At 24.9% G+C, this 15,929-nt stretch carries 16 protein-coding genes; 12 read left to right on the top strand and 4 right to left on the bottom strand.

Features of this window, described 5'->3' with window-relative positions:
* The first annotated feature begins 42 nt into the window (after window positions 1-42).
* Window positions 43-864, top strand: coding sequence for a mechanosensitive ion channel family protein (locus tag CRU93_RS00080; RefSeq protein ID WP_129102148.1), 822 nt, complete (start codon window positions 43-45; stop codon window positions 862-864).
* 4 nt (window positions 865-868) lie between these two features.
* Here the strand turns inward: CRU93_RS00080 and CRU93_RS00075 are convergent, their stop codons facing one another.
* From CRU93_RS00075 to CRU93_RS00065, 3 genes are all read right to left on the bottom strand, one after another.
* Complete coding sequence (locus CRU93_RS00075; protein ID WP_129102147.1) at window positions 869-1,420, bottom strand: hypothetical protein; 552 nt, start codon at window positions 1,418-1,420, stop codon at window positions 869-871.
* Between the two features lie 111 nt (window positions 1,421-1,531).
* Window positions 1,532-4,408 (bottom strand): DUF748 domain-containing protein, encoded by a 2,877-nt coding sequence (locus CRU93_RS00070; protein ID WP_129102146.1) that lies wholly within the window; start codon window positions 4,406-4,408, stop codon window positions 1,532-1,534.
* Between the two features lie 57 nt (window positions 4,409-4,465).
* Window positions 4,466-5,350, bottom strand: a complete 885-nt coding sequence (locus CRU93_RS00065; RefSeq protein WP_129102145.1) for a LysR family transcriptional regulator — start codon at window positions 5,348-5,350, stop codon at window positions 4,466-4,468.
* 105 nt (window positions 5,351-5,455) lie between these two features.
* Here CRU93_RS00065 and CRU93_RS00060 point away from each other — a divergent pair, with 105 nt between their 5' ends.
* The 6 genes from CRU93_RS00060 to CRU93_RS00035 all read left to right on the top strand — a co-directional run bounded on the left by CRU93_RS00060 (window position 5,456) and on the right by CRU93_RS00035 (window position 11,434).
* Window positions 5,456-6,490 carry a YeiH family protein gene (locus tag CRU93_RS00060; RefSeq protein WP_129102144.1) on the top strand — a complete coding sequence of 345 codons (1,035 nt, stop codon included), beginning with the start codon at window positions 5,456-5,458 and terminating at the stop codon, window positions 6,488-6,490.
* Between the two features lie 48 nt (window positions 6,491-6,538).
* Window positions 6,539-7,342, top strand: coding sequence for a sulfite exporter TauE/SafE family protein (locus CRU93_RS00055; protein ID WP_258238771.1), 804 nt, complete (start codon window positions 6,539-6,541; stop codon window positions 7,340-7,342).
* Between the two features lie 35 nt (window positions 7,343-7,377).
* Window positions 7,378-8,478: a succinyl-diaminopimelate desuccinylase gene (dapE, locus tag CRU93_RS00050; protein ID WP_129102143.1), complete on the top strand. Its 1,101-nt coding sequence runs from the start codon at window positions 7,378-7,380 to the stop codon at window positions 8,476-8,478.
* A gap of 82 nt (window positions 8,479-8,560) precedes the next feature.
* Window positions 8,561-9,124, top strand: coding sequence for an ORF6N domain-containing protein (locus tag CRU93_RS00045; protein WP_129102142.1), 564 nt, complete (start codon window positions 8,561-8,563; stop codon window positions 9,122-9,124).
* An 11-nt stretch (window positions 9,125-9,135) separates the two neighbouring features.
* Entirely contained in the window at window positions 9,136-10,986 is a 1,851-nt protein-coding gene (locus tag CRU93_RS00040; RefSeq protein ID WP_129102141.1) for a P-loop NTPase fold protein, read from the top strand.
* Window positions 10,973-11,434: a GNAT family N-acetyltransferase gene (locus CRU93_RS00035; RefSeq protein ID WP_129102140.1), complete on the top strand. Its 462-nt coding sequence runs from the start codon at window positions 10,973-10,975 to the stop codon at window positions 11,432-11,434. Before CRU93_RS00040 ends, CRU93_RS00035 begins: the two co-directional genes overlap by 14 nt.
* A 22-nt stretch (window positions 11,435-11,456) precedes the next feature.
* On the opposite strand, the gene CRU93_RS00030 is transcribed toward CRU93_RS00035, so the two are convergent.
* On the bottom strand, window positions 11,457-11,993 hold the full coding sequence (locus tag CRU93_RS00030; protein WP_129102139.1) for a carboxymuconolactone decarboxylase family protein: 537 nt from the start codon (window positions 11,991-11,993) through the stop codon (window positions 11,457-11,459).
* A 105-nt stretch (window positions 11,994-12,098) separates the two neighbouring features.
* Here CRU93_RS00030 and mmuM point away from each other — a divergent pair, with 105 nt between their 5' ends.
* From mmuM to CRU93_RS00005, 5 genes are all read left to right on the top strand, one after another.
* On the top strand, window positions 12,099-13,037 hold the full coding sequence (gene mmuM, locus CRU93_RS00025; protein WP_129102138.1) for a homocysteine S-methyltransferase: 939 nt from the start codon (window positions 12,099-12,101) through the stop codon (window positions 13,035-13,037).
* 46 nt (window positions 13,038-13,083) lie between these two features.
* Window positions 13,084-13,656 (top strand): TetR/AcrR family transcriptional regulator, encoded by a 573-nt coding sequence (locus tag CRU93_RS00020; RefSeq protein WP_129102137.1) that lies wholly within the window; start codon window positions 13,084-13,086, stop codon window positions 13,654-13,656.
* 10 nt (window positions 13,657-13,666) lie between these two features.
* Window positions 13,667-14,146 (top strand): ATP-binding protein, encoded by a 480-nt coding sequence (locus CRU93_RS00015; RefSeq protein WP_129102136.1) that lies wholly within the window; start codon window positions 13,667-13,669, stop codon window positions 14,144-14,146.
* A 172-nt stretch (window positions 14,147-14,318) separates the two neighbouring features.
* The gene (locus CRU93_RS00010; RefSeq protein WP_129102135.1) at window positions 14,319-15,314 is read left to right on the top strand and encodes a GNAT family N-acetyltransferase; all 996 of its coding nucleotides are present in this window, start codon (window positions 14,319-14,321) and stop codon (window positions 15,312-15,314) included.
* A 17-nt stretch (window positions 15,315-15,331) separates the two neighbouring features.
* Window positions 15,332-15,778: a GyrI-like domain-containing protein gene (locus CRU93_RS00005; RefSeq protein WP_129102134.1), complete on the top strand. Its 447-nt coding sequence runs from the start codon at window positions 15,332-15,334 to the stop codon at window positions 15,776-15,778.
* Window positions 15,779-15,929 lie beyond the last annotated feature (151 nt).

The following is a 15,929-nucleotide window of genomic DNA, read 5'->3' as shown; positions in this document are numbered from 1 at the left end:
AATGGATGTGGCATAAAAGTATTTTAATTGTAAGGAAAAATAATGGAACAACAATTACAAAGTTTGCAACAGTTTTATAATATAATTATTGAATTTTTTGTTAATTATAGTTTTCAAATACTTGGTGCAATTATTGTATTTGTTATTGGATGGTTTTTCTCAATTAAAATTTCAAATGCAGTTGATTCTTTGTGTAAAAGAAATGATCTTGATGTGACATTGACTAAATTTATTGTAAATATAGTTAAATTTGGTTTGATTATAGGTGTTACAATAATTGCAGTTGGAAAATTAGGTATTACATTAACTCCATTTATTGCAGGTATTGGTGCTGCATCACTTGGAGCTGGATTAGCCTTGCAAGGAACTTTGTCAAATTATGGAGCAGGTATTTCTATAATAATTGGAAGAACATTTGTTGTTGGAAATACAATAAGTGTTGAGGGTGTTAGTGGTGTTGTAGAAGAAATTAAACTTGCATATACAGTTCTTTCAACAGAAGATGGTGAGATTATAACAATTCCAAACAAACATATTATTGGTGAAGTTTTAGTAAATTCTTTTGAATATAGAGTTGTTGAAAGTGTTGTAGGAATTGATTATTCTTGTGATCCAAAAGAAGCAATTGAAGTAATAACAAAAGTATTAAATGATTTTAAAGATGATGTTTCTCAAGAAGCAAAAGCACAAATAGGAATCAAAGAGTTTGGTGATTTTTCTATTAATATTGAAGTTAGATATTGGGTTTATACAAAAGTATATTTTGAAACACAATATAAAGTAAACTTAGCTATTTATGAAGCTTTCAAAAAGCATAATATTAGTATTCCTTTCCCTACATATAATTTAATAAAAAAAGATTAAAAGTTCAATGACTATTTAACGTGATAAATGACTTAATAGCACAATCAATTCTTTGTTTTATATCCGTTGAACTATTATTCATATAATCAGTTTGAATTTTATATAATGTTTTATTATTTAAGATAAATTCAATAAGTACATATCCTTCAAAAAGTTTTGATTTGGCACTTTTTTTATTTATATCTTTTTTATCATTTTCATATAAATATGCTTTAATCGTAAGCTTTTGTTCAGTTGGTTTTTTTTGAGATTTTATTTGTTCTTTTATTGAATTATTTATGATTTTTATAAAATTATCTTTTGAAAAATGATTTATTAACTTGCTTTTCATATATTTTGAATATTCTATTTGTGTAATTAAGTTATATGAATTATTAAAAAGTAATTTTTGGGCTTTTTTTAATTGTTGATTATCATATAATTTTTCAAACGTAGTGGTTTTCTTTTGGCAATCTAATCTTATAATTTTTGTTTTTACTTTAGTAACTTCTTTATATACTCCATATGATATTGCACTTATAAATAATGCAATAAATATATATAAAATTTTATTCATAAACTTCCTTATAATAGATATTATAAAAGCGATTTAGAATAATAACCTAAAAAATAATATAAGTCAATCAAATAATACATAAATAAGTAAAAATTATAATTCTAGCAATTTTTACTTCTTAGCAACACTAACTTCAAGTTCATATTTTGTAAAGTTTTTATTTGTATCATTTGTTTTTTGTTTTTCAATAATTATCTTATTATTTGATATTTTTTTGCCAATTATTAGATAATCTTTTATATTTTTTATTCTAGCATTTGTAAGTTCTTGTATAGATTCCTTTGTTATGTTTTGTTTTAAAGAGATTTTATTTTTTAGATATTTTAGATATTCTGTTATATCTAATTTTTCATCATCGTTAATGAATAGTTTTTTTATTTCATCTAAATTTTTTGAGTCTTTATATGATAAATAAATACTTTCAAGAGCTACTTGATATTTGTTTTTTTCAACGGAATTTTTCATTTTATCATTGATTAATTTTTCTGCTTTTAATTCTTGTAATTTAGCTTTATCTTCTTTTGTAATTGCTGGGTTTATTTTTATTGCAAGATTTGGTCTTTTTATTAATATTTTTGCAATATTATCTAATGCTTCTTTTTCTGAGTCAAGAAGTCTATGCTCAGCAAAAATAAAATCGATTGATTTTATTTTATCTGGTTCTATACCAAGTAATGAAGCTAATAAATTAAAAGGTGAACTTACCGCTTTGATTATTAAGTTTGTAAAAGCATGCCACACAATAGGTGCAATTGCAAACTGAGGATCATCTACATTTCCTGTAATTGGAATATCTAAATCAATTACACCATCTTTGTTTTCAAGTAGCGCAATTGCAAGTTCAAGTGGTAAAGATACTGCGTCTTTACTTTTTACTTCTTTACCTAATCTTATATTACTTATTATGATTTTATTTTTTGCTTTTAAATTAGATTTTTTGATGTTATATTTTAAATCTAAATCCAACTTACCATTTGCAATCTCTCTACCTACGAATTTGCTAGAATATGGTGTAAAATTTTTGATTGCAATATTTTTAAATATCATATTTACATCTGTAAGCTCTTTGATATTTTGTTCATTTATTAAACCTGTTATTTTTGTATAACCATACTTATTAACTTTTCCTTCGACATTAAAAGTTGCTGGTTTTAGATTTGATGAATTAAGTTCACTAAATGCTCCATTTAATTTTGAAATCAATGTTTTAAATGGAATTGGCAAGTTTTTATCTTCAAAAAGCAACTTAGCATTTGATATTTTCATTGGTCCTAAGTTTAATACTAGACCCTCTTTTGAATCTTTTTTAGTAACTTGTGTAGAGTCTTTTTTTGTTTTGTTATTAGTTTGTTTTGTATTATCTTTTTTTGCAAGTGATATTGATACATAAGGATTTTTAACAATTGATTCTTTTAAAGAAAGAATATTGTTTTTATAAGCAAGATTTTTAACTATAACATTTAAGTTTTTAGCTTGAAATTGATTTTTATTTTTATCAATAAATGCAAAGAATTTTTTATTTAAAGTTAGTTGTTTTATATCAATATCATTGTTTTGTTTAGATATATTATTTGCAGAAATGTTTAGATTTGATATATTTGCTTTTAGATGATTTTTTTTATCATTAAAATTTAGACTTTTGTTGTTTAAAAATGCTTTATCTAAGTATATATTATTATTTTTAAAATTGAAGTTGTTAATGTCTAAGTTTGCTTTATCTATAGTAGCATAAAGTAAGTTTTTTTTATTTTTATATGTAATTTTAGGATCTTTAATATTAAATGATTTTAGATACAAGTTATTATTTTTAAATTCTAGATTTTTAGTATTTATATTTAAATTGGCAATTTCTAGATTATCACTACTTATTTTATTTGAATACGCCAAATTTGTATTATTAAGATTAATATTTTTAATATTTATATTCCAAGGTTTTGTTTTTGTTGTTGTTGTTTCTTTTTTCTTTTTTAGTTTACTTTCTTGTTCTTTTACTAAAGTTTGAAGATTAATTGATTTATCTTTATTAATGATTACATTTGAATAAAAATCATTAAGATTTACACTATTTATATTTACTTTTTGTTGTGGATAATAAAGTGCTAAATTTTTTAGATTGAAATTTTTTAATTTAATTTGTGATTTATTATTTTGAGTAATATTTATATTTTTTACATCTAAATTTAGTTTTTGGATTTTAACTTTTAGTTCTTTGTTCATATTAACTTGATATCCAAGATTTAAATCTATATTTGCATCTTTATTTATTTGAAAATTTAACATGTTTTTTTTATATGGAAGTATTTCATATGGTTTTAACTGTTTTAAACTAATATTTCCATAGATTTGTAATGGAGTTAATCTAAATCCACCTTTCATATCTAAAGATGTATTTTCATTTATTATTGTATGCAAAGTTTGAGAAGCTGTCATATTTTTAAAACTACCTAAGTCATATAAAATGTAATTTAGATTTTTTAATTTTATTGAAAATGGTTCTGTTTTACTAAGTTTTGTATAGTTTATTGTTGCATTTTCTAGTTCTGTCTTTGAAATTAGAAAATTTATAATATTTGAATTATCATCTTTAGTATTTGTTTCTTTTTGTTTTTTAGAAGTTGTTTTTATCATATTGATTATATTTATTTTTGAGTCTTCATTTTCTATTATGTTGATTACTGGATCTTCAAGCTCAATATATGCAAATCTTATGTGCTTTTTATCAATTGATTTAAACAAAGAAAAATCTACATAAAGTTTACCAAATGATATGATAGTTTTATCTTTGTCTTTAATCTTAAAATTTCTTAATGTAACATGAAAAGTAAAAGGGTTAAATCTAATTTTTTCTAGAGTTGCTTTTTTTGTAATATTTTGATTTATAATTTCAATAAGTTTAGGCTTTAAAATCATTGGAATAGCAATAAAACCAATAATTGAATAGATAGACAAAATTGAAAAAAGAATAATAAGTAGTTTTTTATTTTTCATAAATAATCCTTTTATTTATATAAATTATATCACATAAAAATGTGATATTTATAATGTCTATTTGAATTTATTATTAACTATCTCAGCTAAAATAAATTTTTTAAATGTTGAAAAAAGAAAATTTGTAGTCTTGCTTTTGTGATAAATTAAATGAAACTCTCTTTTAAAATCTATGTTTATTAATTTGATCTGAAAAAGTGTTTTATTTCTTAACTCTTCTTCTACTGCAACTTTTGAAATAGCAGTTACCGTATCTTTATTTTTTACTAAAATTTTTTTTATTTCATCAAATTCATAAAGTTCCATAAAAATATCTAAGTTATTTGCTAAATTGCCTAATCTTTTTATAAAAGTATCTCTTGTTCCTGAGCCACTCTCTCTTAATATCCATTTTTTATTTATTGTATCGATATAAGCTTCTTTTTTAGCATCTTTATCACTTGTTACAATTATAAGTTCATCTTCAATTATCTTTTCTTTTATTATATTTGCATTGTCACACGGTGCTTCAATAAGACCTATATCTAACTCCCCATTTAATATTTTGTTTATAATTATTGAAGAGTTTACTGAATTTATATTTAATGATACATTTTTATATTTTGATAAAAATTTAAAATAAATATTTGGCATTATAAAGTTTGCAATTGTTTTACTAGCTGCAATATTTAAAGTACCAGCAATTTTGTTTTTTTGGAATATATTTTTAGAATCATATAGATATAAAAAATGTTCATGTGTCATATTTTTGAAATATCTTCCTCTTTCATTTAATATTAATTTTTTTCCTACTCTATCAAATAACACTTCTTCTAAGTCATTTTCAAGTGATTTGATAGCTAACGATACTGCTGATTGGCTGATATTCATCTGTTTAGCCACTTGACCAACTGATGGGTTTTCACATAATTTATAAAAAAAGTTAAGTTCTTTAAGTGTCAAAATATACTCCTTATTAAAAATATTTATTATTATAATAAAAATAATATATTTTACAAATTAAAAGCAGAGTGCTATACTTCAATTCATATTTAAAGAAGGACTAATATGTTTACAAAAGATAATAGAGCAAATACTTTAAGTGGTATTTTATTTGTAGCCTTATTTTCATGTGCTGCAACTTTTCTTTCTGATTTTCACGTATTTAAATCTATAGGAATAAGTCCCTTAATTATTGGTATTGTTTTAGGGATGATATATGCAAATACATTAAGAAATAAATTACCTAAAGAGTGGCAACCAGGAATAATATTTTCTACTAAAACAATTTTAAGAACTGGTATCGTTTTTTATGGGTTTAGACTTACATTTCAAAGTATTGAAACAGTTGGATTAAGAGGTATTTTAGTTAGTGCATTAATAGTATCATTAACTTTTATTATTGGTTATATAGTTGGAACAAAAATACTTAAACTTGATAGAGATACAACTATCTTAACAACAGCAGGTAGCTCTATTTGTGGTGCTGCAGCAGTTTTAGCAACAGAACCTGTAATCAATGCAAAACCATACAAAAGTGCAATTGCAGTATCAACTGTTGTACTATTTGGAACAATTGCAATGTTTTTATATCCATTTTTATTTAAAGCTGGTTTTATTCCTTTAGATGAAGCATCAATGGGAATATATATTGGTGGAACTATACATGAAGTTGCACATGTTGTTGCTGCAGGTAATGCAGTTGGACCTGTTGCAAGTTCAAATGCTATTGTTGTAAAAATGATAAGAGTGATGATGATTGCACCATTTTTAATTTTCTTATCAATTTGGTTAGCAAAAAGCGTAAAAGATAAAACTAAAAATAAAGCATCAAAAATTACAATACCATGGTTTGCAGTTATGTTTATTGTAGTTGTTGGTTTTAATTCTTTTAGTTTTTTACCTCAAGAAGCAGTATCTACAATCAATAGTTTAGATACTTTTGCATTAACAATGGCAATGTCAGCACTTGGTATGGAAACAAGCATTGATAAATTTAAAAATGTTGGAGCAAAACCTGTATATTTAGCAATTATTCTTTTTGCATGGTTAATGGTCGGTGGTTTTTATATTGTAAAATTTGCTAATGCAGTTGTAGCATAATGTAAGAAACGAAGTGATAAAATTTCTTTATAATTTACAGGACTAATTATGATAGGAATTGAATCACTTTTACTTTATATTCTTCTTGGTTGTTTTGTTGGCATCGCAGCAGGACTTCTTGGAATTGGTGGAGGAGGTATTATCGTGCCTTCTCTTGTTACAATTTTTGCAATGCAAGGAATGGATTCTGAAAATATAATCCATTTAGCTCTTGGAACATCAATGGCTACAATTATTGTTACTTCATTCTCAAGTTTTAGAGCACATCATAAAAAAGGTGCTGTTCTTTGGAGTGTATTTAAAATGATGACTCCAGGAATAATCATAGGTACTTTTTTGGCTACTTTTTTAGCTTCACTTCTAAGCTCATTTTATTTAGCTATTTTCTTTTCCATATTTATGGCATATGTATCAATTCAAATGTTTATAAATAAAAAACCAAAACCAAGCAGAAAACTTCTTGATTCAAAGGGTCAATTCACTGCAGGAACAATTATTGGTGCAATCTCTGCAATGGTTTCAATAGGTGGTGGTTCTTTGACTGTTCCATATCTTATTTGGCAAAATGTTGATATTCGAAAAGCAATAGGAACAAGTGCTTCGATAGGTTTTCCTATAGCTGTTAGTGGAACAATAGGATTTATTATAAATGGCTGGAGTAACACAGATTTATCAAATTATACTTTAGGATATGTTTCACTACCAGCTTTTTTCTTTGTTGCAATTTGTAGTTATTTTACTGCACCAATTGGAGTAAAACTTGCTCATAGTTTACCTGTTGGGATTGTAAAAAGAGTTTTTTCTCTACTTTTAGTATCTTTAAGTGTTAAAATGCTTTTTTCTTTTATCTAGTATTTGATAGAATTGCGCAGATAAAAGGAGAGGATTTGACAGTTATAGAGTTATTTCAAAAATTATTACGATTTAAATCGCTTACACCAGATGATGATGGAGCTTTTGATTTTATTGAGGAGTATCTTGGAGATACTTGGAATTGTATCAAAGTTGATATGGAAGGTGTAAAAAATAGATTTTTTTATAAAAAATTCAATGACAAAAAGCAACACTTATGTTTTGCCGGACATATTGATGTAGTTCCAGTAGGTGAAGGATGGGATGTTGATCCTTTTGCTGCTGATATTATAGATGGAGTAATTACAGCACGTGGAACACAAGATATGAAAAGTGGAGATGCTGCTTTTTTATATGCTTGTAAACACGCCGTTGATTTTGATGGAACGCTAAGTATTTTGATGACAAGTGACGAAGAGGGCGAAGGAACTTATGGAACTATCAAAATGCTTGAACACTTAAAAGAGATAGATTTTATTCCTCAATATGCAGTAGTTGCAGAACCTACTTGTGAAGATGTTTTTGGTGATGCTATTAAAGTAGGGCGAAGAGGAAGTATAAACGGATATATCACTATAAAAGGTAAGCAAGGTCACGCAGCATATCCAGAAAAATGTATAAATCCAGTACACAATTTTGCAGAAATTTTACCAAAACTAGCAGGACATAATCTTGATAATGGTGATGAATATTTTGCACCAAGCAAGATGGTAATCACAGATATTAGAGGTGGAATGCAAGTAACAAATGTAACACCACCAGATTTAAAACTTATGTTCAATGTAAGAAACTCAACAAATACAAAAAGAGAAGATGTAGAAAACTTCATACATAAAAACTTAGAAGGTTTAGAGTATGACTTTAGAACTACACAAGGCTCATTTCCTTTTGTAACAAATAAAGAATCAAAAGTGGTAAAAGCTATGGAAAACTCTATTGAAAAAATCCTTAACGTAACTACAAAACACTCAACAGCAGGTGGAACAAGTGATGCTAGATATTTCGGAGCATTTGGAATAGAAGCTATTGAATTTGGTGTTATAAATGATACTATTCATAGTGTAGGGGAAAGAACAACAGTTAAAGAAGTAGAGGGCTTAGCTGATGTTTATATGGACTTGATTAAGAACTTTTAGATTTAATTACATTATGTAATATTTTTTATTATTTATAAAAAATATTGATAGAATTACTTTATATTCATTATGGAGTAATTCTATGGAAAACTTACCAACTAATTTTATAGAAAATAAAATATATGAGATAAGAGGTTTAAAAGTGATGCTAGATAGTGATTTGGCTTCACTTTATGAAGTTGAAACAAAAGTTTTAAACCAAGCTGTAAAAAGAAACATCGATCGCTTTCCATATGATTTTATGTTTCAACTTACAAAAGAAGAGCTTGAAGTTTTGCGGTCACAATTTGTGACCACAAAGTTTTCTAAAACAAGAGCTATACCATACGCTTTTACCGAGCAAGGCGTCTATATGCTTGCAACTGTACTAAAAAGCAAAGTTGCCACAGATGTAACTATAAATATCATGCGAACCTTTACAAAGCTTAGAGAGTTTGCACTTACTTACAAAGATATAGTAATAGAGTTAAAAAATCTAAAAGAAGATTTGAAACTAAATAAAAATCAAACAATAGAAAATACTAAACATATCAAAACAGCCTTTGAACTACTCACTCAAATACTTGAAGATACAAAAAAGACAGATGATAAAGTTATGGGTTTAGGGTTGAAAAAAAGAATTAGATATAATAAAAAACTTGAATAAAGAGGTGAATTATGCCCAATAAACACATTAATGAATTTTTAGATTATTATATAAAACTTACAAATCCCCAATACGCAGTTCTTTTAAAAGGAAAATGGGGAAGTGGGAAAACACATTTTATTAATAAATATAAAAATCAATTAGATAATAGTGAACAAAAATATATTTATGTTAGTTTATATGGAGTAACTTCGTATGATGAAATTGAGACTAAGTTTTTAGAAACTATACATCCAAAACTTTACAATAAAAAGACTATTTTTGCAGGAAAGATTGCTAAACAACTTTTAAAAGGTACATTAAAAATTGATTTAGATGATGATGGGAAAGCTGATGGAAATGTAAGTGTTCAAATACCTAATTTTAAGCCTGAAGATTTATTAAATACTAAAGATTATATTTTAATATTTGATGACTTGGAAAGAAGTGGTATAAATATTATTGATTTGCTTGGGTACATAAACTTTTTTGTTGAACATCAATCATACAAAGTAATATTAATAGCAAATGAAGAAGAACTTGAAAAAATAGACAAATATAAAAATATAAAAGAAAAACTTATTGGAAAAACTTTTGAATTTAAAACAAATTCTGATTTAGCTTATGATAGTTTTTTAAGTGAGCTTAAAAAAGAAATAAGAGTAAAAGAAGATGTTTTAGAAAAAGAAAAATCAAAAATATTAGAACTTTTTAAAAAATCAAAGTCTAATAATTTAAGAATCTTAAGACAAAGCTTATTTGATTTTGAGAGGTTTTATGATGAAGTTTTAAAAAAATATTATGAAAAAGAAGAGATGATTAATGATATTTTATATTGGTTTTTTCTATTTTCATTTGAAATTAAACAAGGAAATAAAGAAGTTTTAGATTTGTTTAATGATGAAAAAAACTCTAATTCTTTATTATTTTTTTCTGTTAAAAAGAAAGAAGAATTACCCTCTTTAAAAAAATATGAACTTGATGATAATTGTTATGTAATTATTCCTATTTGTCAATGGAAAGAAATATTGATTAATTCAAATATTCAAAAAGATAAACTTGAAAAAGCTTTAAAAAATAGTAAATATTATATTGATAAAAACACTCCTTCATGGAAAAAATTAAGCTACTTTTATAATTTAACAGATGATGAGTTTAAATTCTTATTAGAAGATGTATTTGAAAGATTTAAATCTAATGAATATAAGGATTATAAACATTTTAAATTTGTATCATCATTGTTGTTATTTTTTCAAGAAAAAGGGTTATTAGATATTGAAATTGAAAAACTTTTTGATTTAATAAATACAAATTTTAATGTATTATTTGATGAAAAGAGTCTCAATCTAGAAAAAATATATTTTATAAAGAATAGAGCAAATACAGATAGGAATTATGAAAATATTGCATATTTTGAAAGTGAAAATTTTGAAAGATTGAAAAGTTATATAAATGAAGTTTTGGAAGAAAAAAAGATTTTAAAGCAAAAAGAAGATTCAGAAAAAATCATTTTAGCAATAAAAGAAAAAGATACACAAATACTTCTTGATTTATTAGAAAGTAAAAATGATGTTAGATTTATTGATTATAAAAATATACCAATATTAAATTATATAAATATTGATGACTTATTTAATGCACTTATAAAAACAGATGGTTTAACTATGCATTATTTTGGTGGAATTTTAAAAGATAGATATTACCAAGGAAAAGAAATATTATTTGAAGAAGAAATTTTTTTAAAAGAACTAATAAAAAGACTTGAAGATTATGTATCTAAAAATAGAGGGAAAGTAAGTTCATATAATTTAAAAGAACAAATAGTTAAAAATTTAAAAATCGCACTGAGTAATATAGAAAAAATAAAAAATGCAAATAATTAAATATAATGAAAAATATAAAAAAGAGCTCCCCTTGCTATTTACAAATACCATTCATAAAACATGCAACAAAGACTATACTTGTGAACAGTTAAATGCTTGGGCAAATTTAAATATTGATTATAAAGCTTGGGAAGAAAGATTAAGTAAAACAAGACCTTATTTAGCGATAATGGATGAAAAACTTGTAGGCTTTGCTGAGTTTTATGAGGATTATATTGATTGTTTTTATGTACACCACGAATATCAAGGTTGTGGTGTAGGAAAAATGCTTTTAAATAATATTTTTAAAATAGCAAAAGAGAATGAACAAACTTTATTAAGAGTAGATGCAAGTATCACTGCAAAACCATTTTTTGAGAAGTTTGGTTTTAAACAAATAAAAAAGAATAAAGTTGAAAGAAATAATATAGAGTTAGTAAATTTTAGTATGGAAAAACAGATATTCTAAAAAAAGCTAATGAATTTACTCATTAGCCTTGATAATCTTCTATTTTAAAGCTATTAAAAAGTATATCTGTTGCATACATTCTAGCACCATGGTTTAGTGCATCTAACATATCTTTGTCACTCCAACCTTGCATTTTTAGTTCATTTATAATATCTTCATCAACTGAATGAGAATCTTTTACAGAATCAACTACAAATTTTAAAAGTGTATTTTCTTCTTTTGATAGTTTTTTACTATAAGTATTATTTCTTAAGCTATCAATATCTTCCTCTGTCCAATCAGCTTTATTTATAAGAAGTGCAGAATTAAAATCAATACAAAATCTACACTGTTCTTGATTTGAAACACATACTCTTATACTTGCAAGTAAAGCCATAGACAAAGTTTCATGTGTTGCATAATATTTGATAAAATCCAATTGTTGTCTTAATAATTCAGGACTAGAACTAAATAATTTAGCATTATTCCCTACATTCCCTCTTACTTTTATAAGTTCTTCATATAGTTCAAGAAGTTGTCCCGTTGCTTCTTCTTTTTCATATGTTTTTATTAGTGGCATTATAACTCCTTGTTATTACTTGACTTATAGGTCAAATAAAATATTACAATATATTGAATAATTTGTCAAGTTCAAAATGATATAATCTAAAAAGGAGAGAAAAATATGATAATTGATGAAATTTTAAAAACACAAAAAGCAGTTATTCTTGATGGTGCTTTAGGCACACAAATTCAAAAAAATGGATATGATGTAAATGATAAATTATGGTCTGCAAAATATTTGGATGAAAATATAGAAGTTATATCGCAAGTGCATAGACAATATTTAGAAGCTGGTGCAGATTGTATTATTACTTCATCTTATCAAGCAAGTATTGAAGGTTTTATACAAAAAGGCTTCACTTCTCAAAGAGCAAAAGAACTTATAAAAAAATCAATAGAAATAGCAAAAGAAACAGTAGATGAATTTTGGCAAAATACTCAAAATAAAAACACTAGAATTAAGCCAATTGTAGCTGCTTCAATAGGACCTTATGGTGCATATCTTGCAGATGGTTCTGAATATAGTGGTGATTATAAAATCTCAAAAGAGAGTCTAAAAGAGTTTCATAAAAAAAGATTAGAAATAATAATAATAAAAACAAATCCAGATATTTTAGCAATAGAGACAATTCCTTCTTTTTATGAAGCCAGTGTTATTTGCGATTTATTAGAAGAACTTGATTGTAAAATTCCTGCATGGGTGACATTTAGTGCAAAAGATGGCTTTAAAACTAATGCAAATGATGACATAAAAAAATGCATGAGTTATTTGCAAAATCATAAATTTATACATGCTTTAGGAGTGAATTGTACTGCACCTCAATATATTTTAAAATTAATAAAAAATATAAAAGAAGTATCAACTAAACCAATTGTAATTTATCCAAATGGAGGCTCTAGATATAATCCTATAACTAAAGAGTGGGAAAAAGGTGAATTATCATCAAAAGAGTTTTCAAAGCTAGCATATCTTTGGTATGAAAAAGGTGCTAGAGTTATTGGAGGATGTTGTGAGACTACTCCTGATGAGATAAGTGAGATTAGAAAAGTAATAATATAATTTTTACTTGACTGTTTTGTCAACTCTAACATGCTATAATTAATTTATGGAAAATAATACAAGAATAAATCTAATTAATTCATCATTTGACGAAATATATAAAAAAGGATATCAAGGAGCTTCTCTTACAACAATTTTAAAAAATGCAAAAGTACATAAAGGTTCAATGTATCACTTCTTTGCAAATAAAAAAGAGTTAGCACTTGTTTCAATAAAAGAGAAAATATATGAAAGGTTTTCTCAAAGATATAGTGCAATTTTACAATTAGAATCAAACTATTTAGAAGCTTTTATAAAAAGTATAAAAGATGTTAAACAAAGAGATTTTAATTTAGGTTGTCCAATTGCAACTGTAATTCAAGAGATGTCAAATTTAGATGATGATTTTAAAATATTGATGAAAGAGATATATCAAACTTTTAGAAAAAATATAAATAATATTTTAGATAAAGCAGTTGAAAAAAATGAGATGAAACAATGTGATACTGCAAAGTTAGCACTTTATATTGTTTCAACTTTAGAAGGTGCTATACTTTCTGCAAAAGCAACAGGAAATGTAAAAGATTATATAGATGTTATAGATATACTTTCATCTTATATTTTGTCATTTCGTTTATAAAAGGAATTATATGAATAATAGATTACATTTTATGTGTGGAAAAATGGCAGCAGGTAAATCAACACTATCAACAAAAATATCAAATGAAAATAATGCAATTTTTTTAAGTGAAGATGAACTTTTGAAAAAGTTATATCCAGATGAAATAAAAAACATTGAAGATTATGTAAAGTATTCAAAAAGATTAAAAGATATGATGTATGAATATATTATAGAACTTTTAAAAAAAGGAAATGAAGTTGTTTTAGATTTTCCTGCAAATACTATTTCACAAAGGCAATGGTTTAAAGATATATTTGAAACAGCAAATGTTGAGCATATTATGTATTATGTTAAAAGAAGTGATGATGTGTGTAAAGAGCAGTTAAAAAAAAGAAATAAAAATTTACCAAAAGATGCCCCTTTAATAGATGAAGCAACTTTTGATGCGATTACAAAATATTTTCAAGAACCAAAAGAAGAGGAAGGTTTTAATATAAGGTATGAATAAAATAGGGCAATACTTTTAAGTTATTGTCCCATTGCTACTTTTGTTGCAAAAATTACAATTGCAATAGCAAATAATAAAACTACTAAAAGTGAAATAATTTTACTAAAATGATATTTTGTGAAGATTAAAAAAATAATAATAGAATAATTTTTTATTAAAAGGAAAAATATTAATGGATTTTAAAAACTATTTAGAACAGACTCTTATAGTTGATTATAAAAATGAAAAGATAGAAAAATTAGCTAAAATTTTATCAAAAGATTGTACAACAGATGAACAAATTATTGAAAATTGTTTTAAATACGTAAGAGATGAAATAGCTCACAGTGGTGATATAAAAGCAGAAGTGACAACATGCAAAGCAAGTGAGGTTTTAAAATATAAAACAGGATGGTGTTATGCAAAATCTCATCTTTTAGCAGCACTTTTAAGAGCAAATAATATTCCCACTGGATTTTGTTATCAAATTGTTAGTTTTAACAATATATATGGTTTGCATGGATTAAATGCAGTATATCTAAAAAAATATGGTTGGTATCGTATTGATCCAAGAGGAAATAAAAAAGGTGTTGATGCACAATTTAATCCACCTATTGAAAAATTAGCTTTTGAATTAAAAGATAACGAATATGACTTAGCCCAAATATATGATAAACCACTGGAAGTTGTAATAAATAATTTACAATCTTTTGAAGGTTTTAGTCAAATGTCAAAAAATCTTCCTTTAACTAATGAGTTTATAAGAAGACCAAAATTAAAAGATGCAAAAGAGTTAAGCATCTTAGTTACAAGTTTATTATCATATCTTTTTGAAGATATTACTCCTTCTTGGTTTAAAGACGAAATTAGCGAAAATACTTTTGAAGAAAGATTAAAAGATAAGAGTTATAAACATTATATTTATACAATAAATGAAAAAATTGTAGGATTTATAACTATAAAAGAAAAAAACAAACTTTTTCATCTTTTTGTTGATGAATCATTTCATAAAAAAGGAATTGCAAAAAAACTTTTTGAATGTGTAAAAACAAATATGGATATAACAAATATGAAAATCAATGCTTCTTTATATGCAATACCTTTTTATGAAAATTTGGGTTTTGAAAAAAGTGGTAAACAAAAGCATTTTAAAAGCTTGGATTATCAGCCAATGCAATATAAAATATAGGAATAAAAGGAATTAATATGAAAGTAAAATATGTAGACAAATTTTATGTATCAGGTCTTACAGTAAGAACAAATAATAAAATAGAATTAGATGAACAAGAAGCAAAAATTCCAGATTTATGCCAAAAATATTTAGATGAAAATATTGAAAAAAAGACTTTTAATAAAGCAAAATCAATGGCAATGTACGGAGTTTATAATAAGTATGAAAATGATGTAAATTCAGATTATGATTATACAATTGGTGTAGAAGTTACAAAACCTAAAAATGCAATAACAATACCAAAAGATAAATATTTAGTATTTTCAAAAGAAGGTGAGATTCCAGAAGTAGTAATTGAAACATGGAAAGATATATGGAATTATTTTGCATCTGAAAATTGTGAATATGAAAGATCTTATAATTTTGATTTTGAAAAATATGAGAAAGAAGATGAAATAGAGATTTATATTTCTATTAAATAAAATAGATTGATATTTACTACTCACAAAAGATATTACTTTGAAAACTAACTAGTTTAGAGTAAATGGCTCTTTTTTCAGTTCAAATAATCTTTATTTGCATTTATATATCTCCTCTAAATAATTTTATTAATTATTAAAATAAGCTAATACT

The sequence above is a fragment of the Arcobacter sp. CECT 8985 genome (genome assembly GCF_004116495.1).
Lineage (GTDB): Bacteria > Campylobacterota > Campylobacteria > Campylobacterales > Arcobacteraceae > Malaciobacter.
This window is presented reverse-complemented; position numbering and strand designations above follow the sequence as displayed.